The sequence below is a fragment of the Mycobacterium sp. genome (assembly GCF_965230835.1).
GTDB lineage: Bacteria > Actinomycetota > Actinomycetes > Mycobacteriales > Mycobacteriaceae > Mycobacterium.
This window is the reverse complement of sequence record NZ_CBDDLW010000002.1, coordinates 3,527,184-3,552,291: the sequence shown is the minus strand read 5'-3', so window position 1 is coordinate 3,552,291 and position 25,108 is coordinate 3,527,184. Positions and strand designations below refer to the sequence as shown.

Below are 25,108 nucleotides of genomic sequence, written 5' to 3'. Positions count from 1 at the left end.
TACCGTGAGTTCGATGAATGAGCAGCACCTCAATCTCGTGTTGATGCGGCATGCGAAGTCGGCGTACCCGGCCGGCGTCGCCGACCACGACCGGCCTCTGGCACCGCGCGGCACCCGAGAAGCCGGGTTGGCCGGCGACTGGCTACGAGCGAACCTGGACACCGTGGACGCGGTGCTGTGTTCGTCGGCCGTCCGCGCCCGTCGGACCCTCGCATGCACCGGCATCGAAGCTCCCGTGCGCTACGCCGAGCGGCTCTACGAAGCCGCGCCCGGCACCGTTATCAACGAGGTCAACGCTGTCGCTGACAACGTCCGGACGCTACTGGTCGTCGGGCACGAACCGACGACATCCAGCGTGGCAATCATCCTCGCCGGCGGCACCAACACTGCCGCGGTGCAACGCATCTCGGAGAAGTTCCCGACATCGGGGCTCGCCCTGCTACACGTCCCCGGACGCTGGAAAGACCTCGGACCGGGCGGCGCCACGCTAGTCGACTTCCACATACCTCGCTAGCAGTCCGCAATGGCCTGCCGATACGACATTCGGCGGCAACGATGGTTATGAGTTGGTCGCCAGCGTTAGCTCCATCAGCTTGATAGCTTGCCCACACGCGTCGATGCCAGGCGCTTGCGGATTAACCCACCAACCCACCACTCCAGCCGCGTCGCTGGCAACGCCGCACGCGCCATTGGGATCGTTTGGCCGCATCACAATCGAGTTGACGCCCTGGATCGACCGGGGCTCGATCTGATAGTTCAATCCCTTTGCGACCTGCCGCTCATTGGTGAGACTGCCTTGTTCGAACCAGAATCGAGTGATGTCGATCAGACCGGCCGGATTGGCCGCCTGCCACCGACAGATCGCGCCGACGAACGTGCTCTGGATGTCAAGCGGATCGGCGCCCACAGTCTTGGCCAGGATATCTGCGGTCAGGATCTCACATTCCTTGAGCAGGTTGGGGTACTGCTGTTCGGAATTGTTATTGCGCGGAACACCGGCACCGCCCGCTTTGACCGCAGTGCCGCCGATCGACTTCGAGCAACCGGTCACAGCGACAAGCAGAATTAGTGCCACCACGGTGGCAACTCCAACAGGGACGGCTTTGCCATGCCGGGATCTAGGCCGCATCCGCCCGATCATTTCGAGTTCGCAATCGATTGCCGGGTCAGTTCCTTAGCTACGTCGCACGGATCGGGGAACGGCTTCTGGTTGAAGCTCACCGACCATTCGATGAAGTCGTCGTGAAACTGGATGCCGACTTCACACAACGAGTCACCCAAGCTGGGATCGTCACCGAGTGCAATGAAACCGCTGTGACCGTCGATGTTGATGTCCTCGACGCTCGACCGTGACAGCTCCTCGGTCTTGCGTTCCCGCCCGATCGGACTTCCGCGGTACCAGGAGAAGGAGAAATGCGGGCCAAGGATTCCGCCCCCCGCGAGCCACTGGCAGCCCACCGAATTCTTGGCCGTGTTGACCAAGCCCGTCATGCGGGTCAGCTCGGCCACCGTTTGATCGCTAATGCCGCCGCATTGCGGGAAAAAGGGGCCGTGCTGGCCCACGTTTCCCGGCGTGGACGATGCTGTCGCGCCCGCGTCGTCGTCACCACCGGAATCAGAGCACCCCGCAACCGCTGGGATCAACGCCACCAAGGCGATCACCACGCGAGCCGCCAGGGCTAGCTTCGTCGCGTCAGGCCGCACCGCTACCTCTCCTACTGCTGGTCACAGCATGCACTGTAGCGTCAGCTTTACCGCTCAACCACCGGCACGCCACTTGATCAGGCATTTCAGACCTGCGTAGCGGCCCGTTACGGGTGCCAAGCCAACCGTTGGTGGTGGCGCCCGGTGCGCTGGCAGTATGCGACAGTAGCCACATGCTCTTGGCAGTGCTGCGCCGGTACATCCGGCCGTACCGCCGGCTGGTCGCGGCACTGATGTTGTTGCAGATGATCAGCACCCTGGCTTCCCTGTACCTTCCAACACTCAATGCTGCCATCATCGACGACGGCGTCGCCAAAGGCGACACCACCGCCATCGTCCAGCTCGGCATGGCGATGCTTGGGGTCACTGGACTGCAGGCCCTATGTTCAGTCGCGGCGATCTACTTCGGGTCGAGGACGGGAACGGGTTTCGGCCGCGACCTGCGCGCGGCAATGTTCGAACACATCATCACCTTCTCCGAACGCGAGCGGGCCCAGTTCGGCGCCGCAACGCTGCTGACCCGCAGCACCAACGACGTCCGCCAGATTCAGTTCCTGGTTCAAATATCAGGCACCGTATTAGTCACCGCACCGATCATGTGTGTCGGCGGAATCATCATGGCAGTCCACCAAGAGCCAGCCTTGACGTGGTTGCTGATGATCAGCGTGCCGGTCCTGGCCGTGATCAACTACTGGATCATGTCGCACATGTTGCCGCTGTTCCGCAGCATGCAGAGCCTGATCGACGGCATCAATCGGGTGATGCGCGACCAGCTATCCGGCGTGCGGGTGGTCCGCGCGTTCACACGCGAAGACTTTGAGCGGCAAAGATTCGACCGGGCCAATTCCGCATTGTCGAAGACTGCGCTGCGCGCGGGTTACTGGCAGGCGTTGACGTTGCCGGTGACCACACTGACCATCAACGTGTCCAGCGTCGCGTTGATCTGGTTCGGTGGGCTGCTCATTGACCAAGGTCAGATGCAGGTCGGCTCGCTGATCGCCTTCCTCTCGTATTTCGCTCAGATCATGATGGCGGTGTTGATGGCGACTATGACACTGGTGGTGCTCCCACGAGCGTCGGTATGCGCCGAACGTATCACCGAAGTACTGTCTACTCCCGCGCGCGTGACCAACCCACCCAACCCCAAATTCCCGCCGCACGGAATCAAGGGCGTGGTACGCCTGCGCAATGTGACCTTCACCTATCCGGGCGCCGACTGCCCAGTGCTCCAAGATGTCTCGTTTACCGCGCTGCCCGGCACCACCACCGCAATCGTCGGCAGTACCGGCTCCGGCAAGTCGACACTCGTGTCCCTGATCTGCCGGCTGTACGACGTCACCGACGGTGCCGTACTCGTCGACGGCGTCGACGTCCGTGACTACCGAACCGACCAACTCTGGTCGGCGATCGGCCTCGTGCCCCAACGCGGCTACCTCTTCTCCGGCACCGTCGCGGACAACCTCCGCTACGGCGCGGTCCCCGGACAAGTAGTCACCGACGAACAGATGTGGGAGGCGCTTCGGATAGCCGCTGCTGATGAATTCGTGCGAGCACCCAGCTCGGCCGGCGACGGACTTGGGCTGCAGATCGCACAGGCCGGCATCAACCTTTCCGGTGGGCAGCGCCAACGGCTGGCGATAGCCCGTGCGGTCGTGCGTCGCCCGTCCATCTATCTGTTCGACGACGCTTTGTCTGCGCTCGACGTGCACACCGACTCGCGGGTGCGCGCAGCACTGCAGGAGACAGCCGAGGAAGCAACAGTTATCGTTGTCACACAACGTATTTCGACTGCATCACGAGCCGATCAGGTGATCGTCGTCGACGACGGGAAGATCGTCGGCGCGGGCACCCACGAATCGATGCTCACCGACTGCGCCACCTATGCGGAATTCGCCGCCTCGCAGTCTGTAATTGCCGGAGTCGGGGGCATCGAGTGACTGCCACCGCAATCAACCAGCGCTCACGCGGCGCAAAGCCGGCCTCCCCATTACGGTCACGCGACTTCTGGGGTTCAGCGGCCCGACTAGTGACACGACTCGCGCCGCAACGCCAGCTAAGTCTCGCGGTGATCACGCTTGGCATCATGGGCACCGCAATCGGAGTAGTCGTTCCACGGGTTCTCGGCCATGCCACCGATCTGCTGTTCAACGGTGTGATCGGGCGAAAGCTGCCGGCGGGAATAACCAGAGATCAGGCCATCGCCGCAGCCCGCGCTGACGGTGACAACGCTTTGGCCGACCTGGTGTCGGGGAGCACGGTGGTGCCGGGCCACGGTGTGAACTTCGATGCTGTGGGACGGACGCTGGCACTGGCGCTGATGCTGTACCTGATTGCCTCGCTGATGATTTGGGCTCAGGCCCGGCTGCTCAACATCACTGTGCAGAAGACCATCGCAACGTTGCGCTCCGATGTCGAGGACAAGGTGCACCGGTTGCCCTTGTCCTACTTCGACGGGCAACAGCGCGGCGAGCTTCTGAGCCGGGTGACCAATGACATCGACAACGTCCAATCATCGCTGTCCCTGACGATCAGCCAGCTGGTGACATCGGTTTTGACCGTAGTGGCGGTGCTGGCCATGATGGTGTCCATCTCGCCGCTATTGGCGCTGATCGCCGTGTTGACCGTACCGATATCGCTGCTCACAACGCGGGCGATCACGAGACGTTCGCGGCGGCTGTTTGTAGCCCAGCGAACCAGCACGGGACGACTCAACGCACACATCGAAGAGACCTTCAGCGGTTTTACCGTGGTCAAGACGTTCGGCCACCAAGCCGCGGCGCAGGAACAGTTCCACACGCTTAACGACGACGTCCACCAGGCCAGCATGGGCGCACAATTCTTCTCAGGCCTGGTCGCGCCGGCCACGACGTTCATTGGCAACCTCGGCTACGTCGCAGTGGCCGTGATGGGTGGGGTGCAAGTAGCCACGGGCCACATCACTCTCGGTGGCATCCAGGCATTCATTCAATATGTCCGGCAGTTCAACAACCCACTGACCCAGGTGGCCGGGATGTACAACATGCTGCAATCCGGGATAGCCAGTGCAGAACGAGTATTCGATCTGCTTGACGAACCGGAGGAAGCACCAGACTCCGAGGACGAACCGCAGCCGCCCAAGAACCAAGACGCCAGGCTAGCTGGACGGGTCGAGTTCCAGCACGTGCACTTTGCCTACCACCCAGGCATCCCGGTGATCCAGGACTTGTCGTTGGTGGCCGAGCCGGGCAGCACCGTGGCGATCGTAGGACCGACCGGAGCTGGCAAAACCACTCTGGTAAACCTGCTCGAGCGGTTCTACGAGGTCGACTCCGGTCGGATCCTGATTGATGGAGTCGATATCGCCTCGATGAACAGACAACTGCTCCGATCCCGAATCGGCATGGTGCTCCAAGACACCTGGTTATTCGACGGGACAATCGCGGACAACATCGGGTACGGGCGGCCCGACGCCGGAGCCGACGAGATAGTGGAAGCCGCCAAGGCGGCCTATGTTGATCGTTTTGTGCACAGCCTGCCCGACGGCTACCACACGCGGATCAGCGGCGACGGCAGCAATGTCAGCGCCGGCGAGAAGCAACTCATCACCATCGCCCGAGCTTTTCTTGCCCGCCCGCAGCTGTTGGTCCTAGACGAAGCAACAAGCTCCGTCGATACCCGTACTGAGGTGCTTATTGCCCGGGCAATGCGTGAACTACGCCGGGAACGAACAAGTTTTATTGTTGCCCATCGCCTTTCAACAATTCGCGGTGCCGACCAAATCGTGGTGGTGAAAGCGGGCAAGATCGTCGAGCATGGCAACCACGCCGAGCTGGTTGCCCGTCGCGGTGCCTACTACGCGATGACTCAAGCCTAGCTGGCGAAGCTTGCGCCACACACCGTTGTTGCCACCGCACCCGTCTCGGCTCCACTCAACATCGGCGCTGCCGGCGCGGACCGGGACGAGCAAATCCCCTTAACCCGCTTCATACCGGCGTGGGCTAACAACCACGGCATGGCGGCCATGAACACCGAGCCCCGAAACCGACACATCGACCCGCCGCGGTGGGCCGCCGCCCGCCGCCCGCGGAAGCGCGGCGGGCGGCGCTACCGCGGGTTTGATGGCCTACCAACGGCATCGTGGCAATAGCCAGCGTGGAGCGTGGCAGCAAAGCGCCGGGCGCCAATGGTCAACGCATCGCACGCTGCCGAGCTTTGCGCATCGAGGTTTGCGGCGATTTGGCCTCTTGGTTAACACCTACCGCGGTTGCCATTCTGGCGTGTTTGCCTGGGGGTTGTTGATAGTCTCAGCGAGATCGGGGGTTGTTGAGGAGGATCAGCGATGAGCGAGGCCCCGGACTCGCGGGTGGGATCGATGTTTGGGCCCTACCGCCTCACACGACTGCTGGGTCGCGGCGGAATGGGCGACGTCTACGAAGCTGAACACACCGTCAAGGAGTGGACGGTCGCGGTCAAGGTCATGGCCCAAGAGTTCAGCAAAGACGCGGTTTTTCGTGAGCGAATGAAGCGCGAAGCGCGCATCGCGGGGCGTCTACAGGAACCCCACGTCGTTCCCATCCACGACTACGGCGAAGTCGACGGCCAACTGTTCTTGGAGATGCGCCTAGTCGAGGGCACCGACCTGGACAGCGTGCTCAAACGATTCGGGCCACTGACTCCGCCACGCGCGGTGGCCATCATCAGCCAGATCGCTTCGGCCCTTGACGCCGCCCACGCCGACGGGGTGATGCATCGCGACGTCAAACCACCCAACATCTTGATTACCCGCGACGACTTCGCCTATCTGGTCGATTTCGGAATTGCCAGCGCCACCACCGACGAAAAACTCACCCAGTTGGGTACCGCGGTCGGTACTTGGAAATATATGGCCCCCGAACGGTTCTCCAACACCGATGTGACCTATCGGGCCGATATTTACGCGCTCACATGCGTGCTTTACGAGTGTTTGACAGGTTCTCCGCCGTATCGCGCCGACAGCGCCCCCACCGCGGTCACCGCCCATTTGATGGAACCCATACCCCAACCGAGCACCGCGCGCTCAAGTATCCCCAAGGCATTCGACGCGGTGATCGCGCGCGGCATGGCTAAGCAGCCCGAAGACCGCTACGCCAGCGCCGGTGATCTGGCCCTGGCCGCCCATGACGCACTCAGCCACCCTGATCAAGACCACGCCGTCGACATCTTGCGCCGCAGTCAGGAATCCACCTTGCCCGGCCCCGGCGTGGACCAACCGCCACCCACCGCGCGCGTCACCACCCCGCCCCCGGCAGCACCCATCGCGCCGTCGTTAACGCCGCCAACACCGGCGTATGCCGACCCGTACAGTTCGGAGCCGCAGCAACAACCGACTCCAGCCGGCCAACCCGGGTGGGTTCCCGCGAACCCACCCGCTCCAGCCCCGCAGTACTTCCAATCCACTAGCTGGAACGCGACACCGCCCCCACCACCGCAACCCGGCGGGCCCCCAAGCTGGAACCAGCCATCACCGCCACGCAAAAGCAATCCTTGGCCCATTGTGGCCGGTGCAGTGGCCCTCGTGCTCTTCCTCGTCCTCGGCGCCCTTGGCATATGGGCTGTCACCCGACGTGACAACACCCAACAGCAGGCAGGGACGGCCTCTTCAACCACGACGAGACCCGGCAAGCAGACGACAACGAGAACGGACCCCGCAACGCCGACCACCGCTGCCGGCGATGCCGCTCAAGGCAAGCTGCTCAACATGTTGCCTTCGGGCTACCCGTCCGGTGTATGCAGACCGACCACCCCAAAACCGAACAGCATCTGGGTGGGCGCACTGGCAATGGTTGACTGCGCGCAAAACACCAACCCGGGGGGCCCGGCGCACGCGGTGTATGGATTGTTCCCCAGTACCAGCGCGCTGAAGCAGGCATTCGATGACGACATCGCAACGGTAACGCTGACGAACTGCCCGGGAGAAGGACCGTCACCAGATCAGTGGCACTACGACAGGACGCCGACGGTGACAGCCGGCATGATCGCCTGCGGCACCTATAAGGACAGGCCGAATGTGATCTGGACCAACGAGAGCGACCTGATGCTCAATTGGCTGGTCCCCGATATCGGGTCCACCTGGAATTAGAGCCAGGTTGTTGTTGATCTGGATTTTAGTTGATGTCGCAGGCTATGGGGTGATGGGTGTGGCTGCATTGGGCAGCGTATTCGGCCGGAGTGCGATAACCCAGCGATGAGTGGCGGTGGCGGTGGTTGTGCTCGTGTTTGAAATCGCTGATCACCACCTTGGCTTCGAGCAGGTCAGTCCAGTAGTTGCGGTTCAGACACTCCTTTCGTAAGCGGCTGTTAAAGGATTCAATGTAGGGGTTTTTCCAGGGCTGACCTGGGGGGATATAGGTCAGCCCGACTTTTCCGTCGCAAAACTGCTGCAACGCTTGAGAAATCAGCTCCGGCCCGTTGTCCATGCGCAGCACCGTGGGCGGACCCCCGGCAGTGGTGAACACTCGCTCGAGCTCGTCGACCAGCGCCTCGGCGGTGATGGAGCGTGCGGTCATGTCCAGCAGCGACTCGCGAGTGTGCTCATCGAGCATCGAGGCGATCTTGACCGACCTGCCGTCGATAGTGGAGTCAAACTGAAAATCCAGCGCCCACACCACCTTGGGGGCATCGGCGATGATCGGCGGCACTGAGGGCACACCACCACGTTTGCGTGGGGAGCGGACGGCGACTTGCAGTCCCTCTTGGCGCCACAGCCGGTGGATCTTCTTCTTGTTGACCTGGTGATGCTCGTCGTAGCGCAACGCCGACCACGCACGGCGAAACCCGTGACAGGGGTGTTTGCGGGCGTAGGAACGCAGCCAGGCCCGCAGATCGGCATCCGGGTCCGCCGGGGTCTGGTCGATACGGACACGTCGGTAGGTTGAGCGGGCCAGCCCAACCGCTTGGCACGCCAACCGTTCTGAGATGCCCTTGACTTCTGTGAGCATGTCCACGGCGCGGCGTTTGGCGGCTGGGCTCAAAATTTTCCCTTGGCCACCTCACGTAGGGCGTCTTTGACGAGCTCGGCCTCGGCCAACAGCCGTTTGAGCCGCCCGTTTTGCTCGCGCAGTTCCTTGAGCTCGCGGGCCGCATCGAGATCCATTCCCCCGTAGGCTCGGCGCCAGTTGTACAGGGTGGCCGCCGATACCCCCAGCTCGGCAGCGATCTGCTCACCGGAGCTGCCGCCGGCGGCCAGCTCATCAGCTCGGCGCAGCTTGCGCACAATGTCTTCGGCGGCATACCTCTTACGACCAGCCATTTCCTTGTCCCTTCCAGCCCACGTTTAGGGCCACGAGACTCTAAAACAAGCTGGACTCATTCACGGGGAACACGCCACAATGATGTGTTCGGCGACCCCGTTAGCATGGATGATCTGTACGACTGGTGGGCGAAGTTCGGCTGATTCCCCCGGCAACGCGGACCACAGCTCGCCGGGTGCGCCTTAGCCCGGGCGGCAGAACGTCCCCGCAGCCGTGCCTACTCCGGAAGATCCGGCCCCTGCGCACGCACATCATCAACCGCGGACATGGCCGCGCGCAATTTTGCCAGCCACTGCTCGGTGTGCTCACCGACCAGCTTGACCGACCACGCAAGCGCGTCGGCCCGCGACCGCGCGACCCCGGCATCGACCAGCGTATCGAGCACTTGACGCTCCGGTTGCTTCAAACGCGTCATCACCGGAACCGCGATATGGGTGAACAGAACGCGTTCCAGCCCGGCATCAGAGCCGATTTCAACGCCCCAGGAAACCTTACGTCCGTAACGAGCCTGGGCTTCATCGGCGATGCTCATCCGCTCCGGCCTGGTTTCTTCACGAAATCGCGCGACCCGACCTTCGGAGCGCTCTTCACTTTCCTCGGCCCCCGAGCCCTGCTGTCCAGCCAGCCTACCGATGACTGTGATCTCTTCGCGGTCTACGACGACCGCGGGATCGCCATCGAACCAATCTTCCGGCAGGCGTCCGGCGAACCATTCGGCCGCACCGCTGGCGTCGGGTTGCTGCGCCTGCTGCCAGCCCCCGGGACGCCCGTACCGGCGCCCACGCGAGTGCCCGTGTGAGTGATGGTGTGTCTTCATGATTACATGATTACACCGTTAGCCCTGAGTTGGCGTTCTATTCGCCTCCCGCGAACATAGATCCTGGGCCGAGTTAGCAAGGTTCGACACCTTGTGGCTTTGCCCGAGACCACGTACCACACTGGCAGATGCCCTCGCTGGCCCACCAAAAACCGTTGCCATCAACAGCTAGAAGTTGTATTTTTGGAGGTGAAGCAGGCCCGGAAGTGACCTATTCGAAGTGCCGGAAACTGGGTGAGAGCCGGCCGCGTAGATGAATGTCAGACGCCCCCAAGAGTCGCTCCGGGCTTGCCTATGTGCTCAGCTATTGCCGTTCACCGGGGACAACCGGAATCAACGCCGCCTACAGCGATGGGTGTGCCCCGTCATCGCCTTCGGGGATCGTGGCGCGCCTTGCTCGAAAGAGCCTGGTTTCATTCCTGATGCCCTTGAGACGACGGGCCCCAGCTGAAGACCACCGGAATCCACCGGCATCACCGATAGCTTCTCGCGCCGAACCGGCGGCCAGCACAGTCCCCGGCCGCGCCACCCCGGTGACTCGACTTGCCGCGTTCACCGGACTCCCGAACCAGTCACCGGCCCGACTTACCGCCATCCCAGACGCAACTCCGGCCCGTAGGCGGGGAAAGGTGTCATCGGTGTCAACAACCTCGACCAGCCTAAGAACGGTATCGAGCAATGGCGCCGCGTCCGGGCAGACGAACATCACCGCGTCGCCGATCGTCTTGACAAGCCGCACCGGCGGTGCCGTCATGTCGCGAGCCAGATCGGCCAACCGGCTGGCCAGCTGCCCCAACTCCTCGGCCGACACCACCTCGCCCAGCCGAGTGAAGCCAACCAGATCAGCAAACGCAACGGTGACATAGCGCGCGCCCGGCAACGGTTTCCCGGCCGCTCGCTCACCGGCATTGACCGCCTCGGTCTCCACCATGTGCCGCAGCTGCATGAACAGCATGTCCTGAATCATTGGGCCGAGCATCGGCGCGGCTTGGCTAACCAGTCGCGTCGCCGCCTGGGCGATCTGCAGCTCGGAGGCGCCCGGACGCATGATCGCCGCCAGGGACGCGTAGCGCATGGCCTCGGCCGCGCGCGCCAAGCCCTCAGCGAGAACCCGCACGACCAACACGATTTGATCAGGATTCAGCCCCAGCTCGACGAACCGCTGCGCAGCTGCGGCAGCTTCCCCGTCGGCCCGCATATGGACGGCGGCGTCCGGGTCGTCAACGCTGGCCAGGCCGATGGCGCGCTGCACTCGCTGCAATAGCTCTAGGTCAACGCCGTACCGTTGACTGATCTCCCGGGCGGATACATACGTGCCGTCATCTCCGATCACGTGCCGCGCCGCCAGGAGCAGCGGCGGGTTACTCGCCTGAATCTCGTCGGCGCTGACCCCCTGTTCCAGCAGCCACTCGACGAGTTCGGCGCGCTCCGCGCGAGCGGTGCCGTCCAGTCCGTTAAGCAGACCGTCGATGTGTTGGCCGGCTGCCTCGAAGTCGCCTTGATCTCCCACGGGTCAACGCTAGCGCCGATGCGACACCACGGGAGACGATGCCCGAATGGCGATCCTGCTCACCTAACGCCGTCAACGTGATGAAGCCTGAGGATGAAGCTGGCCGCCGGACAGTCAATCCTGCTGTCATGACATCGGTGGCCGCCGATGCGCCCACGGTCTTGAAGTTTCGATCTGCGCGGCGAGCGACAGCAGGACCGTTTCGCCGTAGGGCGGGCTGATGAGTTGCACCGCCAGCGGCAAGCCGTCACTGTCGAAGCCCCACGGCAACACAGCAGCGGGCTGGCCAGTCAAGTTCCAGATTTGCGAGTACGGGACCCGTCGTGCCGCATCCACCAGTGTCGACACCGCACCCCGACGCTGGTACGCACCGATACGGGACGGACCCGCGGCGGTTGCTGGCGTCACCACGACATCGAATTCGCGGAAAATCGCCTGGATTCGAGTGTTTAGCCCAACCTCCGCGGCCCGCAGCACTGCCATCCGATGGTCGGAGAAGAACGACCCGAGGCGCGCGATCACTCGGGTACGTGCCTCGAGCCGACCTGGGTGGGCCTGTGCGTCCGCGTCGTCGCTGATGCCGCGGAGAAAGCGGGGCAGGTAGTTCGCATAGATCGCCAAAGCCGGATATTCCGGATCGCAGGCGACGACCTCGTGGCCCAAGTCTCGAAGCAACGCACCGGCTTGGTCGAGGGCTGCCAACTGATCCCTTCCGCACCTGATGGGCGCTGGGTTTGGGACCTTGCTACTCAGAGCGATTCGCAGCCGGCCAGGTTCACGCGCGGCCGCAGCAACGAACTCACCTTCTGGACCGGGCAGCGTTGTCGTCGCATCGAGCAGCAGAGCGGCGTCCATCACCGTCCGTGCTATCGGCCCATTGACGCTCAAGCCATGCCAAGCCCCATCGTGCGGCTCCAAAGAGATCCGATCGCGTTGCGGTTTCAACCCGAACAGGCCACACCAGGAACATGGGATACGGATCGATCCTCCCCCGTCGGAGCCCAACGCGACCGCGGCTAGCCCCGCGGCTACCGCTGAGGCGCTGCCGCCGCTGCTGCCGCCCGGCGTGCGATCGGGATTCCACGGGTTACGAGTCGCCCCGAACGTCAGCGACTCGGTGAACGGCATGATCATCAGCTCAGGCACAGCGGTCTTGCCGATGATGACGGCACCCGCCGCACGCAATCGGCGAACGACCTCCGCATCCATCGACGCAGCCGGACCGTGCCCACCAGCGCCATAGGTCGTCACCTCGCCGGCGACGTCAACATCGTCCTTGACCGCGATCGGTACGCCGAGCAGCGGCAACCGCTCACCCGCATCGAGGCGTCGCTGGGCGGCTTCGGCTTCCGCACGCGCCCGGTCGTACGGCACCACTCGGTAGGCACGCAGCCGGCTGTCTAGGCGCTCTATCCGCTCCAGGTAGACCTCGAGCAGCATTGGCGCGGTGACTTCACCGTCAACCAGCATCCGCGCCTGCTGGTGCGCCCCGGCGAAGGCAAGATCGCTAGGTTCCACCGCGGCAGCGTATCCCTTTCCTAGCCGTTCCCGGCAGCAGCTCACCGGCCGGACAGAGCTAGCTCCTGCAGCAGAGTCGGCCGCGCGGATGGTTGGATCGCCTGGTGACTGCCGAGGGTCAGAACGCGCCACAAGCATTGCTTTTCGACGTGCAAGGTACAGCCACTGACTTCCACAACACGGTATGCAGCGCGGCACGCCGGATATGCGGCGACCGCTACCCGCACATCGAATGGGCGCACTTCGTCCAACGATGGCGAACCGGATACTTTGCGGCCCTGGAATCGACAACACCGGACCGCAACAACTGGATCACCGTGCATTCTGTGTACCGCGACCTGCTGGACTCGTTGCTAGACCAATACGGCATCACCGACGTCACCGCCGCCGAGCGAGAAGAACTCACCCTGTCCTGGCAACGGCTAGATCCGTGGCCTGACGTGGTCCCGGCACTAGCCCGCCTGAGAAAACAGTTCACGCTGGCGACACTGTCGAACGCGGACGTCGCCGCCGTGGTCAACATCTCCAAACGCGCGAACCTGCGCTGGGACGCTGTATTCGCCGCGGAGATGGCCGGAGTCTTCAAACCCGACCCGTCGGTCTACCGCCTCGCCGCACGCTACCTCGGTCTCTCACCCACCAAGATAATGATGGTGGCCAGCCACAAATACGACATACGCGCCGCCGGAAGCCTGGGATTTCAAACAGCATTCGTCGCCCGCCCAATGGAGTTCGGAACCGCCGGAACCGCCGACACCGGCTATGACGGCGCCTTCGATATCAACGCCAGCGATTTCCTGGACTTAGCCGATCAACTGGGCTGCTGACACCCGACGCGAAGTTCTTTTGCAACATTGACTTCTGAATGACTGGAACCACGGACGACTTGACGCAGAAGCCAGTTTTATCAGCAGGCCTCGGGGTGGGCTTCGCACCGCGGCTGGGTGCCAGGAAAACGGTATCGGTTGGCGGCCACCCACTTGTAGATGTCCTCCTGCAGCCAACCCATACCCGGGACTCTCCGGTAGATCAGCAGCGGCAGCCTGGTACCCAGCGCAGCCGACAAGGCAGCGTTTACCGCTTCAGCGCCGCCGTACACCTCGCCCGAGGAATCCAACCACCATGCCGAGTCCCCCAACCGATCCGCTGACACACCGAGCTTCTCCGCCGAACCAGGGTGCTGAAATGGGGTAGTCGCAACGCGTCCGCACCTGTCCAGCTTTATGATCAGATCGCAGCTGCGAGTGCACATGCCGCACTTTCCATCGAAGTACAACGTGCCTTCCATACACCATTTCTACCAGCGCCAAACCAGACCAGGCGCGCCGAACCGCATCAAGGCATCGCGAGTCGCCCGCGACCCGTCACCGTCGCCGTCTGCACAGTCTCACCTCGACATCGCCACGCCCCCGAAGCGCGAAAACACGACCAGGTCCCACAATCATTGACATGACCGGAGAATCTTCTTGTCCCGACAACCGGTACGGCGATTCCACTCGTACCGTGAAAGCGGTAACTTCCAAGGCTGTCCCGGGCCAGCCGGTGGCTCCAGGCTTGGTAATGGCCTCTACCTATCACCTGTCCAGCGACGAAACCGTAGACCTCGACACCTACGGTCGCGGCTCCAACCCAACCTGGCGGCAGCTGGAATCGGCGTTAGCCCAGTTGGAAGGCGCCGCCGGAGCGCTGGTGTTTGGCTCAGGTATGGCGGCAATCAGCGCCGCGCTGCGGGTGCTGACCGAGCCTGACTCGGTGCTGGTGCTACCGGCCGACGGCTACTACCAAGTCCGCCGCTACGCCGCAGAGTGTCTTGCACCCCATGGAGTGAAAGTCATCGAGGCCGACAACACCGAAATGGGCGACGTCGCCGGTGGCGCCGACGTCGTCCTGGTTGAAACCCCGACCAATCCGAGACTGGACGCGGTTGATCTGCGCCAGTTGGCGTCGGTCTGCCGCGAACGTGGCGCGCGCCTGGTAGTCGACAACACGACCGCCACACCTATGGGCCAGCAACCGCTAGCCCTGGGCGCTGACCTCGTCGTCGCCAGCGCCACCAAGGCATTGTCAGGCCACAGTGACCTGCTCGCCGGCTATGTTGCCGGCAACCAGCCGGAGTTGCTCGCTGCTGTGGAACGCGAACGACTGCTCACCGGAGCGATCCTCGGAGCATTCGAGGCGTGGCTGGTGCTGCGCGGTCTCGGCAGCGCCGGACTGCGCTTCGAGCGCCAATGCCGAAACGCCCAAGCACTGGCAACAATGCTGAGCAGACATCCGGCAGTGCGCACGGTGCGCTACCCGGGACTGCCCAACGATCCGGCCTACCCGGTGGCCGCCGCGCAGATGAGCCGATTCGGCGCCTTGGTGTCGGCTGAACTTGTCGACGCCGCCGCCGTGCACACACTGGTACAACGCAGCGAGCTGCTCATCGCGTCCACCAGCTTCGGCGGCATCCACACCTCAGTGGATCAGCGATCACGCTGGGGCGATCCCGTATCCGACGGCTTCGCCCGTATCGCGCTAGGCATTGAGGACTCCGACGACCTGCTGGCCGATATCGAACACGCCCTCGCTTTCCTCGCCCCACATCCACGATCGTGAATACCGCTTTCAACTGCCGGCCCTGCCGAGAAGAAGCTCCTGATCGGACCGACTTCGCATGAAACAGCGGGTGTCGGTGCCCAACCGTACGGTTTCGGCTGTGAGCAAAATTGTGTTCGACACTGCGACCACCCTTAACGGCTGGATCGCTGACGAAGGTAATTCGCTGGCATGGCTGTTTGCGGTCGACCAAGGTGGGCTGCCGGAAAACGGGCTGTTCCCCGCTGAAGCAACAGTCATCGTCGAAGGAGCGACAACCTACCAATGGGTCGTTGAAGCCGAGGGCATCCTCGACCACCCCGAAAAATGGCAGCAACTCTACGGCGACAAGCCAACCTTCGTCTTCACCACACATGAGTTGCCCGTCCCCGCCGGGGCCGACGTACGCTTCGTATCCGGCTCCGTGATCGATCACCTGCCGATGATCCGAAAGTCGGCCGATGGCGGAGACGTCTGGGTTGTCGGTGGCGGAGACCTCGCCGGCCAATTTCTCGACGCCGGAGCACTGGATCAGATCAGATTATCGGTTGCGCCCGTCGCGCTGACCGGTGGAGCTCCACTGCTCCCACGAAACGTAGCAGCCGATCGGCTCCGCCTTGTCTCCGCCCGCGCTTACGGCCAGTTCGCTCGGCTTGTCTACGCCGTCAACCCGATCATGGATCCACTTGGCATCTGACTACCGCGCCAACGCAATTCAGACGACCCCCGACGAAGCTAGCCACAGCAACCGATCGGCAAGCCCGCCAGCTTGGGGGGTACCTGCTGCGCAGCTGAAGCGCCCGCCCCGACTCGCACTATCGTCGACCTACAACGCGGGTTCAGAACGGCCCGAACGTAGTATCCGCGGGGGCCGGTTCACCGGCGCGAAACACAGCGGGGAGGTTTTAGGGCTCTTGGCTACAGCTGGCGAGAAGAATGCGTCACGCACCTCGGATCTGCCGATGGCCGGCTACTGGGATAGTCCGTGGCCCGCGGAGGACGCTGGGCCGCGCCGATCTCAGGCCCCACATGGCACCGCAGGTCTACGGATCGCCGATGGCGAGCGGCTAGAAGTCACCAGCCGCGATGCTTGCGCGGTCACTATGGTCGTGCTGCGCGAACCGGGCCAAGTGTATGTGCTGCGCCACACACTGGGGTCCAACATGCTCAAGGACCCCGTCGTCGGCTGGGTTGAGCGCATCCACCCGCAAACGCTCGAAGTGCTAGAGCGCTCCCCTGACCTGGCGGCGGGGCCGTTTTGGCCGGGCGGGTTGGCCGCGCATGCTAATGGCTCGCTGTATACGGTGTTCGGCCGGTGGTGTCACCGACTAGCACCAGATTGCTCGGTGATCGCCCGACGCGAGTTGCCGCAGCCGAGCCCGTATAACTCGTTCGTCATCCTCGCAGACGGCACCATCGTCACCAAGGACTGCGACCGCAGCGCCGCATCGGAGGGGGCGCGGCTGACCCTGTTGGACCCCGAGCGACTCGAACCGCGTTGCGCAGAGGTACAGCTGCCCGAGCGTTCGGTCGCTCGCCTGTCCAGCGACGGCAACGCGGTCTATGTGCTTGGCGTGTCGACGGCGTACCGATACATCTGGGATCCAGATGCAGAGCAGCTACGACCCGACGAAAACTGGTCATTTCGATACGGTCCCAGGCTCGACCGGAGCTACGGATGGGACGCCGTGATCGAAGGCGAACAGATGTGGTTTCTTGACAACGGCGACCACACTTACACAACATCGATGCTCCATGCTGGGGTTGCCCCAAGTGCTGTACAGATACTTCGGGCGTCATTGAACGACGCCGCTGACCACGATGCGGTCGATGTTTGCGGACAATCACATGGCAGCGTGACCAACCCGCCGCTGTATGACCCGCAACGCAAGATCGCGTTGGGATACGACTCAGCCAATGGCGTGCTGACCGCCTGGCGCCTAACGCAGGGTTCCCTGGAGCGCCTATGGCAGCGGGAATACTCCACCGCAACTCACATGATCCGCTATCCCGATACCGGCGAAGTCGTGATCAACGACTTTCACGATGGTTTTCCCGCGTTGCGTTCGCACCGCCTGCGCAGGCTTGCGATGCGCGGCGGCAAGCTCGTCTCCAGTCCGCGGGTGCGCGCTGCGGCGGCACGTCGTTCCACCGATAACGTGGTAGTTATCGACATCGAGTCGGGTGAGGAACGAGCACGGGCTGCCGTCCCGAGCGTGACCCAAGGGGTGTTGTTTCCCTGCGTAGGCTGGAGCCGAGACCTCTACTACCCCACCATGACGACCCTCGCACGCCTCACCGTCGTTTAAGTGCGATCGTCGAGACGAGTGGATTGGTAGTCGCTGGGCGACACCTCCCGCTCTCGGTGATGCTTATCGCGCACCGGAAGGTGCTGACCGCCAACGCGCCATAGCGTCCACTGCGGGCGCCCGCGGAAACGAGGGTGGCGTCTTAGGACTGGTGTAAAAACGCTGGGCGCATGTTCCTGGTGGTCATGTTACGCGGCGGTGGTGTCGGTCGTGGTTGTTGTGGTGGGGGGATGCAGTGGGCGGGGTGGCTCGAGCAGTTGGTGGCGTAGTTCTTGGAGGTGGCGGCTGGTCGCTGATGTTTGGGTGACTCCGCGCCAGCCGCGGCTGGCGCGGTCGAGGACGGCCCATACCAGCGACAGACAGCTGGTTTCGCCGGGTAGGCGGCCGATGACCTTGACCCGGCGACGGGATTCTCCGAAGGTGCGTTCGATGAGGTTGGAATGGCGGATGCGTGTCCAGTGTTGGCGGGGGAAGCGCAAATGCACGCTCAGCGAGGCGAAGTCGTTGGCCAGGCAAGCGACCGCGGCTGGGTAGAGCCCGCGGTATGTGGTGGTGAACTCCTCGGCGCGGCGGGTGGCTTCATCCACGGCCTGCTGGCCGGGTGGCTGGTCAATGTCATCGAAGATCGACCAGAACGCGGCTTTGATCTCGTCCTGGACCGCGACAGGTGTCTTGGCGATGACGTTACGGCAGCGATGGATCAGACACCGCTGACGCAGGCTTGCCGGAAACGTGGTCTCCCATGCGGCGATCAGGCCCGGCGCCCCGTCGGAGATGCCCAGTAGCGGCGGGCGTAGTCCCCGGTTCCTCAGGTCAGCCAAGAAGTCGGCCCACGCATCAGCCGACTCCGCTGCGGCTGGGGCCAGCCCAATAAACAGGGGCTTGCCGTCGGTGCAGATGCCCCAGGCGGCCAGCACCGGCTCGGCCGGGGCGTTGGGATGCATCCGAAAGTTCGAGGCATCCAAGAACAGGTAGTCCAACACCAGCTCATCAAGGCGTCGAGACGACCACGCAGCGAACTCGTCTTTGATGGCCGCACAAATCCGGCTCACCGTCGAGCGCGACAACGCCGCCTGCGAGCCCAGCACCTCGGCCAACGCGGCCTCGATGTCGCGATCCGACAAACCGCGCACCCATCCCGAAATCACCAACGCCTCCAGAGCGTGGGTGCGCGTCACCCCGGCACCGAATAGCCGCGAACAGAACCGCTCGTCGGTGTCGCGTAGTTTCGGGCGGCATAATTCGACCGAGCCCATCGTGGTCTTCACCGTCGCCGGCGGTTGATACCCATTGCGGTACCCGCCCGGGCCGTCCTGAACCCGACGCTGGTGACGGGCTCGGCCCAACACTGCTTCTACCTCGGCCTCCACGGCGACCTGAAACACCAGACGCACCGATAACCGCCCGACCTCCTCCAAAATCTCGGTCAACGGCCGCTCGGTCGCGGCGAACAACTGATCCATCTCAACACGCACACGCTCAATCGGCGATACTCGCTTGGTCACGGGCGTAGCCCCTCCTTCATAGCTTTCGTCGGTTGCGACGGAACCTACGCCCGTGACCATTTACACCAGCGATGAGACGCGACCGAAACGAGTCATCTCCGTTGTCTTTAGACGAGAAAAGTCAGTTGCCGGGGGCCCATGTAGCTTAGCCAGGCTACACATGGCAGGGTCTTCTAGGATTCGATCGGCGTGCTCGGTACCGAGGAGGTTATGTGCGGGATCTTGACTGGGTTGTGTTGGGTTTGTATTTCGTAGTGTTGATCGTGATTGGCGTACAAACGATGCGCAAGGTCAAGACGCCCGATGACTTCGCCGTAGCCGGCAACCGCATCATCTGGCCGGTTTTGTTGGGTAGCCTCGCGGCCGCATTCCTTGGGGGAGGCAACTCTCTTGGTGTTGCGGGTGCCTCGATGCGCGACGGCTACGTGTATATGTTCGTGTTTTTCGGTTACGGCCTGCAAGTCGTTCTCACCGGCGCGTTTATTGCGCCGCGAATGAAGAACTATGCCGGCGCTCACACCTTGGGTGACATCATGCAGGCCCACTACGGGCGAACGGCTCGACTGGTAACCGGCGCGTTGTCGGTTGGCCTTTGCGCAGGGGTATTGGGTGCTCAAGCGTTGGCAATCGGAACCATCTTGCACGCCACCCTCGACACCCCAATATTGGTATCGGTGGTTTTCGGTATGGGCGTGGTGATCTTGTACTCGTCTTTCGGCGGAGTGTGGGCGGTGATTCAAACCGACATGCTCCAGTTCGTTTTTTTGGGCACCCTGTTGCCGGTAGCCATGCTGATCGGGTTGCAGCACGTCGGTGGACCGACAGGACTTTTCGCTAAGCTCCCCGCCACGCATCTCACGGTTTTCGGCGATTTCACCCCGGTGCATTTCGTGGGACTGTTCTTGGCATTGTTTCTCGGCGAAATGCTCGCACCTCCGTATGTGCAGCGGGCTTTGGCCACCCGTGATTCGCGTCAGGCGCGCAACGGGTACGCGACAGCTGGCGCATTCTCATTTCTCTTCTTTTTCATCTCGGCCACGTTGGGCTTGATTGCCTTGGTGCTCTACCCCGGTACAACCAGTGACGACGCCTTGCCCACGGTATTGAGAAACCTGATGCCGGTCGGCACCCAGGGGTTGGTGATAGCCGCATTGCTTGCCATCGTGATGTCATCAGCGAGTAGTTTTCTCAACGCCACGGCGGTGGTGCTGACCGCAGACCTCTACATGCCGCTGCGAGCTCAAACGGTTTCTTCCTCACGCCGTTTGATGATCGAGCGCACCACGAGCGTTGTGGTTGGTGCGGCCGCAACCATTTTCGCGTTAAGTGTGCCCTCGATCGTCGACGCACTGCTCTACGCATACACCCTGTGGGCACCGACCATGATCATCCCGTTGTGCGGAGCGTTGCTATTCGGTGTGCGCTCGATGCCCGCAGCGCTATCTGCGATCAGCGCAGGCGCGATAGTGACCGCCGTGTGGCAGTGGGTTCTACATCTGCCGTACGGGATCGACGCGATCATTCCCGGGGTCGCGGCAAACTTGTGTGTGTTCGTCGTGGTTGCGGCAGCCACGAACAAGCGGTACCCCCGCAGCCATCAGACCCCGACACCAGCCATGGCCGGAGCTGCCCGATGATCACAGATATAGTCTTCTACGGAGCACCCGTTGTCGCTATCGCCATCACCGTATGGATCGGATGGCTCGGGTTGCTGTTCTACATCCGAGAAATACTGCAGGACAAAGACACCTGACCGCAGAGCATGACGGTGGCCCGGTCGGGGCATACCACGCAACGGCCGCACCCGAACCCCGAGTCACACGTTCCTACGGCGCGGCGCCGAGCCACCCGGCGGCGCTTGATGGCTAGCGCTCGGGCAGGAGCGGTCTCGAGCCCGGACCATTGAGCAACCGCGGGATCAACGATGGCAGAAGCGATCCGTTCCCGGTTGACCACCGAGATCCCGTCGTGTCGAGGTTATCGGGAAGCAGAAGAACTCAGCACAGGACGCAGCCATCTCACAGCTGTATTGCTGTTGTCATCTTCTAAGAAGATGCCATGTTGGTTCATCCACGAAACCACGATGAGGCGGCACGATCGAGGTCACCGCGCTCACCGGCTTCAGTGGCGGAAGTATCCACCCGGGGCGCTACGGCGCCGGAGCCCAAGGGGTCTCGTGAGCAAATTTACCGACACAATGTTCGCCAACGCGCTGTCTAGCCGCAACGGAATAGTCACCGGGGAACCGGACGCCCCGGTCCGACACACCTGGGGGGAAGTGCATCAGCGTGCCCGACAGGTAGCCGGAGGCCTAGCAGGGGCAGGCGTCGAGCGCGGTGATGCCGTCGCCGTGCTAGCCGGCGCGCCGGTCGAGATCGCGCCTACGGCGCAGGGCATCTGGATGCGCGGCGCCAGCCTGACCATGCTTCATCAGCCCACACCCCGCACCGATTTGCAGCGCTGGGCCGAGGAGACGGCCGACGTCATCAAAATGATCGACGCCAAGGTTGTTGCGATTTCTGACCCTTTCACACCAGCAACGCCGCTGCTTGAACAGCGTGGGATACGCGTGCTCACCATCAGTCAGTTGCTCGACGCCGGCCCCGTTGAACCAGTTAGCACCGCCGAGGACGACCTGGCGTTCTTGCAGTTGACCTCGGGATCGACGGGTCCGCCCAAGGCAGTTCAGATCACCCACGCAAACTTCGTCGCCAACGCTGAGGCAATGTTCGCCGGCGCGCAAGTCGACCGCGAGACCGACGTGGTTGTCTGCTGGCTGCCCTGCTTCCACGACATGGGCATGACGGGGTTCCTCACCGTGCCCATGTACTACGGCGTGGAGTTAGTCAAGGTGACGCCTATGGATTTTCTGAACAACACGCTGTTGTGGGCCAAGCTAATTGACAAGTACAAGGGCACAATGACCGCCGCGCCGAACTTCGCCTACAGCCTCTTCGCGAAGCGGCTGCGCAGGCAGGCCAAGCCAGGCCAATTCGATCTGTCGTCGCTGCGATGGGCACTGTCGGGCTCCGAGCCGGTTGACCCCGACGACGTCGAAGAGCTAATCGAGGCCGGGGCGCCATTCGGATTGCGCCCCGAGGCCATCCTGCCGGCCTACGGGATGGCGGAAACGACGGTTGCCGTGTCGTTCACAAAGGCAGGCGCCGGCATGATCGTCGATGAAGTGGATGCCAACCTATTGTCCTGCCTGCACCGCGCAGTTCCATCCACCCGGGCCAACACTCGGCGACTAGCGTCTCTCGGAAAGCCCCTGCCAGGCCTGGAGGCGCGCATCGTCGACGATGCAGGCACTCTGCTGCCTACCCGCGGTGTCGGCGTTATTCAGGTGCGCGGCAAATCGGTGACGCGGGGCTACACCACCATCGCCGGTTTCATCCCAGCACAAGACCAGCAAGGATGGTACGACACCGGCGATTTGGGCTATCTCACCGAGACCGGCAACATCGTGGTCTGCGGCAGGCTCAAGGACCTCATCATCATGGCCGGACGCAACATCTACCCCACCGACATCGAGCGGGCCGCCGCCCGGGTTCCTGGCGTACGCGCCGGCTGTACGGCGGCAGTTCGCTTGGACGCCGGGCTCTCACGAGAGACCTTCGCCGTCGTAGTCGAGTCCAAAGAATCACAGGACCCTGCCGAGGCGCGTCGCATCGAGCGGCAAGTCGCACACGAGGTCGTCGCCGAAGTCGACGTCCGACCACGCAATGTGGTGGTACTCGAACCCGGGATGATTCCGAAAACTCCGTCAGGAAAGCTACGCCGAGCGCATGTGCCGGCTCTAGTGAATTAGGTTCCCCGCGCGACGTAGCCGATCTAACCAACGAAACCCTCTAGACCAGACAACAGCCCGTGCGCGTCGTGTGATCGTCAGGCGGCTGCCTAAAGCAGCTTCCGCAGCCGCGCCGCGTCCTCTATGCCGTCACGGAACTGGCTGAGCGTGGCGAGGGTGTACATGCCGTCGATCTGTCGGTCCATCCACAACTGGTGGATCTTCCGCAGATCCGAGATGCGGTTCTTCCAACCGATACCGTCGATGACCGCAATGACGAACTGCCGCGCCATTCGCACGTCAGCCATCTCCTCGATCTCACGGACAGCATCGGTAAGCTTGCTTCCCGTTGAATCAAAGCCCTTGGCCGCCACCACGATCTCGGCGCTACTCCCGCTCGGAATCACCAGATCGCAAGGCGCGGTGCGCCCATTGCGCCCAGCGAAACGAGTACGTGTCTCATAGGGCAAACTGAGCCCCTTCGCCACGGCTTCAATCTCGTCCTCGACCTTGCGTCCTTGCTGACCGGCGGCCGTCGCAACGGTCCGGGTACCTGCGCGAGCAATGAGAACGTCGGCAATTCCATATTGCTGGTGCAGCTGAGCGTTGACTTGCGCGACCAGGCCGTACGCGTCGTCCAGCCAGGCGATCAGCTCGCCGGCACGATTGCGGCCCAGCAGCACCCATCCGGCGGTGCCGAACTCGTGCTTGAGGGCGTTCTTGAGCTTCTCCTGGCCGAGGCCAACGATCAGCGCCAGCACCGGCACGTCGTGCGGGTGGGCGGCGGTCCACGTCGACAAGGACTCCTGGCTGATCACCGGAAGGGCTGCCAACGACACGGTGGCGGTGCGGATGGCCTCGGCCTCTTGCGTCGGCGCCAGCGGGTCTATGTGCGCACTGATCGGGCCTAGGGTGCCAAGGTAGTCAGCGAACAGGCTCGCAGCGCTCAATCGTTCGTCCCGACAAAGAGATACTCCGCAACGTCGCGGCGAGTTGCCGCTGCGTGTGTACCGAAACTGTACTTGTAGTCCACCGCGATCTTCCGCACGTTCGGCTTTACCTTGCCCAGCAAGTCCACGATTCGGTCGGCGCCGGGCAGGGCATTCGAGGAATAAGACAGCACGATCGCACCCGACTGCTCGAAATGCTCGAATGTGCGCAGCAACGCATCATCGATAGTGCGCTTGTAAGCGAATGGGGTGAATCGCTTCTCCAGCTTCTTTGTCTTCGTCTCTTCCATGATTGTCACATCGCGCCAGTAAACGCTGAGGCCTTCGAGGAAGTGATATCGCTTGATGTAGTCCGCGTCGTCGCGCGGTGGCGCGTAAGGAGGATCGAGGTACACCAAATCGGCCGCCTCGGTATCAAGGTCAAAAACGTCGCCAGTCACCGAGCGGCTCTTTCCCCCATTTCCGAACACCACAGCGTTGTACTCGGCAACGGCGCGACGAAAGTGATCACGCAGCGACGTCTGAAGATCCCGGCGTCCGTCGGCGTAGCGGGTGGAGTCGGTGAAGGTGAACACACCGCGCGGCTGGCGACGTACGGCGGAAAGCACCAGCGCGGAGATTGCGATATCCCGCTTGAAACCGATAAGCAGGTCGATGTGTGACCATGCCGAGTCGAGAAACTCACGGTCTTCCGCGTTGAAGTAGAGCCCATCGAACTTGGTCTGAATGAAGTCGCGGTCGTCCGCGCTGGGCCCGCAGATCCGGTCGACGTCGGCGTTGGTGAGCTTCACTGAGGAGTTGGCCACAGCGGCGCGGGTGATCATGCCGGGGAACGCGAGGAAATCGTTGCTGGTGACCGAGAAGCCCTGCGCTTTGAGCAGATAGGAAACTACTCCGGAGCCGGAGAACGCGTCTATGGCGGTCTGACCGCCAAGCACCGCAAACAGCCGCTCCAAATGTGGCAGCAGCTGGTACTTCGAGCCCATGTAGCGCAGCCGGGGGAACGCCTGCGCTCGTGCGAGTACGTCTGCGGTAGTGCTCGCGGGCCGGCGCATGCGGTCACCTTCGCACAGGCCGGGGACAGTCTCGGGTATTGCCCTGGGAGTGTCCAACCCACCGACGTGGCGTGGCATGCACCTGACGGGGTCAGGGCCGGCTCA

General features: G+C 62.8%; 20 protein-coding genes. 10 read left to right on the top strand and 10 right to left on the bottom strand.

Annotation, left to right across the window (positions count from 1 at the left end):
• Positions 1–13 precede the first annotated feature (13 nt).
• Positions 14–514 (top strand): SixA phosphatase family protein, encoded by a 501-nt coding sequence (locus ACO07W_RS16755; RefSeq protein ID WP_421844873.1) that lies wholly within the window; start codon positions 14–16, stop codon positions 512–514.
• A gap of 45 nt (positions 515–559) precedes the next feature.
• Here the strand turns inward: ACO07W_RS16755 and ACO07W_RS16750 are convergent, their stop codons facing one another.
• Together ACO07W_RS16750 and ACO07W_RS16745 are read right to left on the bottom strand one after the other, a co-directional pair.
• Positions 560–1,141 carry a DUF3558 domain-containing protein gene (locus ACO07W_RS16750; protein ID WP_421844872.1) on the bottom strand — a complete coding sequence of 194 codons (582 nt, stop codon included), beginning with the start codon at positions 1,139–1,141 and terminating at the stop codon, positions 560–562.
• Positions 1,138–1,704, bottom strand: a complete 567-nt coding sequence (locus tag ACO07W_RS16745; protein WP_421844871.1) for a DUF3558 domain-containing protein — start codon at positions 1,702–1,704, stop codon at positions 1,138–1,140. The genes ACO07W_RS16750 and ACO07W_RS16745 overlap by 4 nt, the downstream gene beginning before the upstream one ends.
• Before the next feature lie 173 nt (positions 1,705–1,877).
• Here ACO07W_RS16745 and ACO07W_RS16740 point away from each other — a divergent pair, with 173 nt between their 5' ends.
• The 3 genes from ACO07W_RS16740 (at position 1,878) to ACO07W_RS16730 (ending at position 7,801) form a co-directional block, all read left to right on the top strand.
• Positions 1,878–3,641, top strand: a complete 1,764-nt coding sequence (locus ACO07W_RS16740; RefSeq protein ID WP_421844870.1) for an ABC transporter ATP-binding protein — start codon at positions 1,878–1,880, stop codon at positions 3,639–3,641.
• 11 nt (positions 3,642–3,652) lie between these two features.
• Positions 3,653–5,557 carry an ABC transporter ATP-binding protein gene (locus tag ACO07W_RS16735; protein WP_421846055.1) on the top strand — a complete coding sequence of 635 codons (1,905 nt, stop codon included), beginning with the start codon at positions 3,653–3,655 and terminating at the stop codon, positions 5,555–5,557.
• Between the two features lie 465 nt (positions 5,558–6,022).
• Positions 6,023–7,801 (top strand): protein kinase domain-containing protein, encoded by a 1,779-nt coding sequence (locus ACO07W_RS16730; protein ID WP_421844869.1) that lies wholly within the window; start codon positions 6,023–6,025, stop codon positions 7,799–7,801.
• Positions 7,802–7,826: 25 nt separating this feature from the next.
• On the opposite strand, the gene ACO07W_RS16725 is transcribed toward ACO07W_RS16730, so the two are convergent.
• The 4 genes from ACO07W_RS16725 to ACO07W_RS16710 form a co-directional block, all read right to left on the bottom strand.
• A protein-coding gene (locus ACO07W_RS16725; RefSeq protein ID WP_421840069.1) for an IS3 family transposase occupies positions 7,827–8,971 on the bottom strand; the annotation gives its coding sequence in 2 pieces (ribosomal slippage) (positions 7,827–8,704 and positions 8,704–8,971; 1,146 coding nt in all).
• 218 nt (positions 8,972–9,189) lie between these two features.
• A complete protein-coding gene (locus tag ACO07W_RS16720) occupies positions 9,190–9,789 on the bottom strand; it encodes a hypothetical protein (protein WP_421844868.1) in 600 nt (199 codons plus the stop codon).
• A 343-nt stretch (positions 9,790–10,132) separates the two neighbouring features.
• A complete protein-coding gene (locus ACO07W_RS16715; protein ID WP_421844867.1) occupies positions 10,133–11,299 on the bottom strand; it encodes an adenylate/guanylate cyclase domain-containing protein in 1,167 nt (388 codons plus the stop codon).
• A gap of 126 nt (positions 11,300–11,425) precedes the next feature.
• Entirely contained in the window at positions 11,426–12,817 is a 1,392-nt protein-coding gene (locus ACO07W_RS16710) for an amidase (RefSeq protein WP_421844866.1), read from the bottom strand.
• Between the two features lie 104 nt (positions 12,818–12,921).
• On the opposite strand from ACO07W_RS16710, the gene ACO07W_RS16705 reads away from it, so the two are divergent.
• On the top strand, positions 12,922–13,644 hold the full coding sequence (locus tag ACO07W_RS16705; RefSeq protein WP_421844865.1) for a haloacid dehalogenase type II: 723 nt from the start codon (positions 12,922–12,924) through the stop codon (positions 13,642–13,644).
• Positions 13,645–13,724: 80 nt separating this feature from the next.
• Here the strand turns inward: ACO07W_RS16705 and ACO07W_RS16700 are convergent, their stop codons facing one another.
• Positions 13,725–14,105 carry a thiol-disulfide oxidoreductase DCC family protein gene (locus ACO07W_RS16700; RefSeq protein ID WP_421844864.1) on the bottom strand — a complete coding sequence of 127 codons (381 nt, stop codon included), beginning with the start codon at positions 14,103–14,105 and terminating at the stop codon, positions 13,725–13,727.
• 161 nt (positions 14,106–14,266) lie between these two features.
• Here ACO07W_RS16700 and ACO07W_RS16695 point away from each other — a divergent pair, with 161 nt between their 5' ends.
• The 3 genes from ACO07W_RS16695 (at position 14,267) to ACO07W_RS16685 (ending at position 17,703) form a co-directional block, all read left to right on the top strand.
• Positions 14,267–15,415 carry a cystathionine gamma-lyase gene (locus tag ACO07W_RS16695; RefSeq protein WP_421844863.1) on the top strand — a complete coding sequence of 383 codons (1,149 nt, stop codon included), beginning with the start codon at positions 14,267–14,269 and terminating at the stop codon, positions 15,413–15,415.
• A gap of 100 nt (positions 15,416–15,515) precedes the next feature.
• Positions 15,516–16,091 (top strand): dihydrofolate reductase family protein, encoded by a 576-nt coding sequence (locus tag ACO07W_RS16690; RefSeq protein WP_421844862.1) that lies wholly within the window; start codon positions 15,516–15,518, stop codon positions 16,089–16,091.
• A 217-nt stretch (positions 16,092–16,308) separates the two neighbouring features.
• A complete protein-coding gene (locus tag ACO07W_RS16685) occupies positions 16,309–17,703 on the top strand; it encodes a hypothetical protein (RefSeq protein WP_421844861.1) in 1,395 nt (464 codons plus the stop codon).
• A 188-nt stretch (positions 17,704–17,891) separates the two neighbouring features.
• On the opposite strand, the gene ACO07W_RS16680 is transcribed toward ACO07W_RS16685, so the two are convergent.
• Positions 17,892–19,166 carry an IS256 family transposase gene (locus ACO07W_RS16680; RefSeq protein WP_421840071.1) on the bottom strand — a complete coding sequence of 425 codons (1,275 nt, stop codon included), beginning with the start codon at positions 19,164–19,166 and terminating at the stop codon, positions 17,892–17,894.
• Between the two features lie 254 nt (positions 19,167–19,420).
• On the opposite strand from ACO07W_RS16680, the gene ACO07W_RS16675 reads away from it, so the two are divergent.
• Positions 19,421–20,845 (top strand): sodium:solute symporter family protein, encoded by a 1,425-nt coding sequence (locus tag ACO07W_RS16675; protein ID WP_421844860.1) that lies wholly within the window; start codon positions 19,421–19,423, stop codon positions 20,843–20,845.
• A 539-nt stretch (positions 20,846–21,384) separates the two neighbouring features.
• A complete protein-coding gene (locus ACO07W_RS16670) occupies positions 21,385–23,019 on the top strand; it encodes a fatty acyl-AMP ligase (RefSeq protein WP_421844859.1) in 1,635 nt (544 codons plus the stop codon).
• Positions 23,020–23,108: 89 nt separating this feature from the next.
• Here the strand turns inward: ACO07W_RS16670 and ACO07W_RS16665 are convergent, their stop codons facing one another.
• Positions 23,109–23,948, bottom strand: coding sequence for a hypothetical protein (locus ACO07W_RS16665; RefSeq protein WP_421844858.1), 840 nt, complete (start codon positions 23,946–23,948; stop codon positions 23,109–23,111).
• Complete coding sequence (locus ACO07W_RS16660) at positions 23,945–25,003, bottom strand: DNA adenine methylase (protein WP_421844857.1); 1,059 nt, start codon at positions 25,001–25,003, stop codon at positions 23,945–23,947. The genes ACO07W_RS16665 and ACO07W_RS16660 overlap by 4 nt, the downstream gene beginning before the upstream one ends.
• Positions 25,004–25,108: the final 105 nt, after the last annotated feature.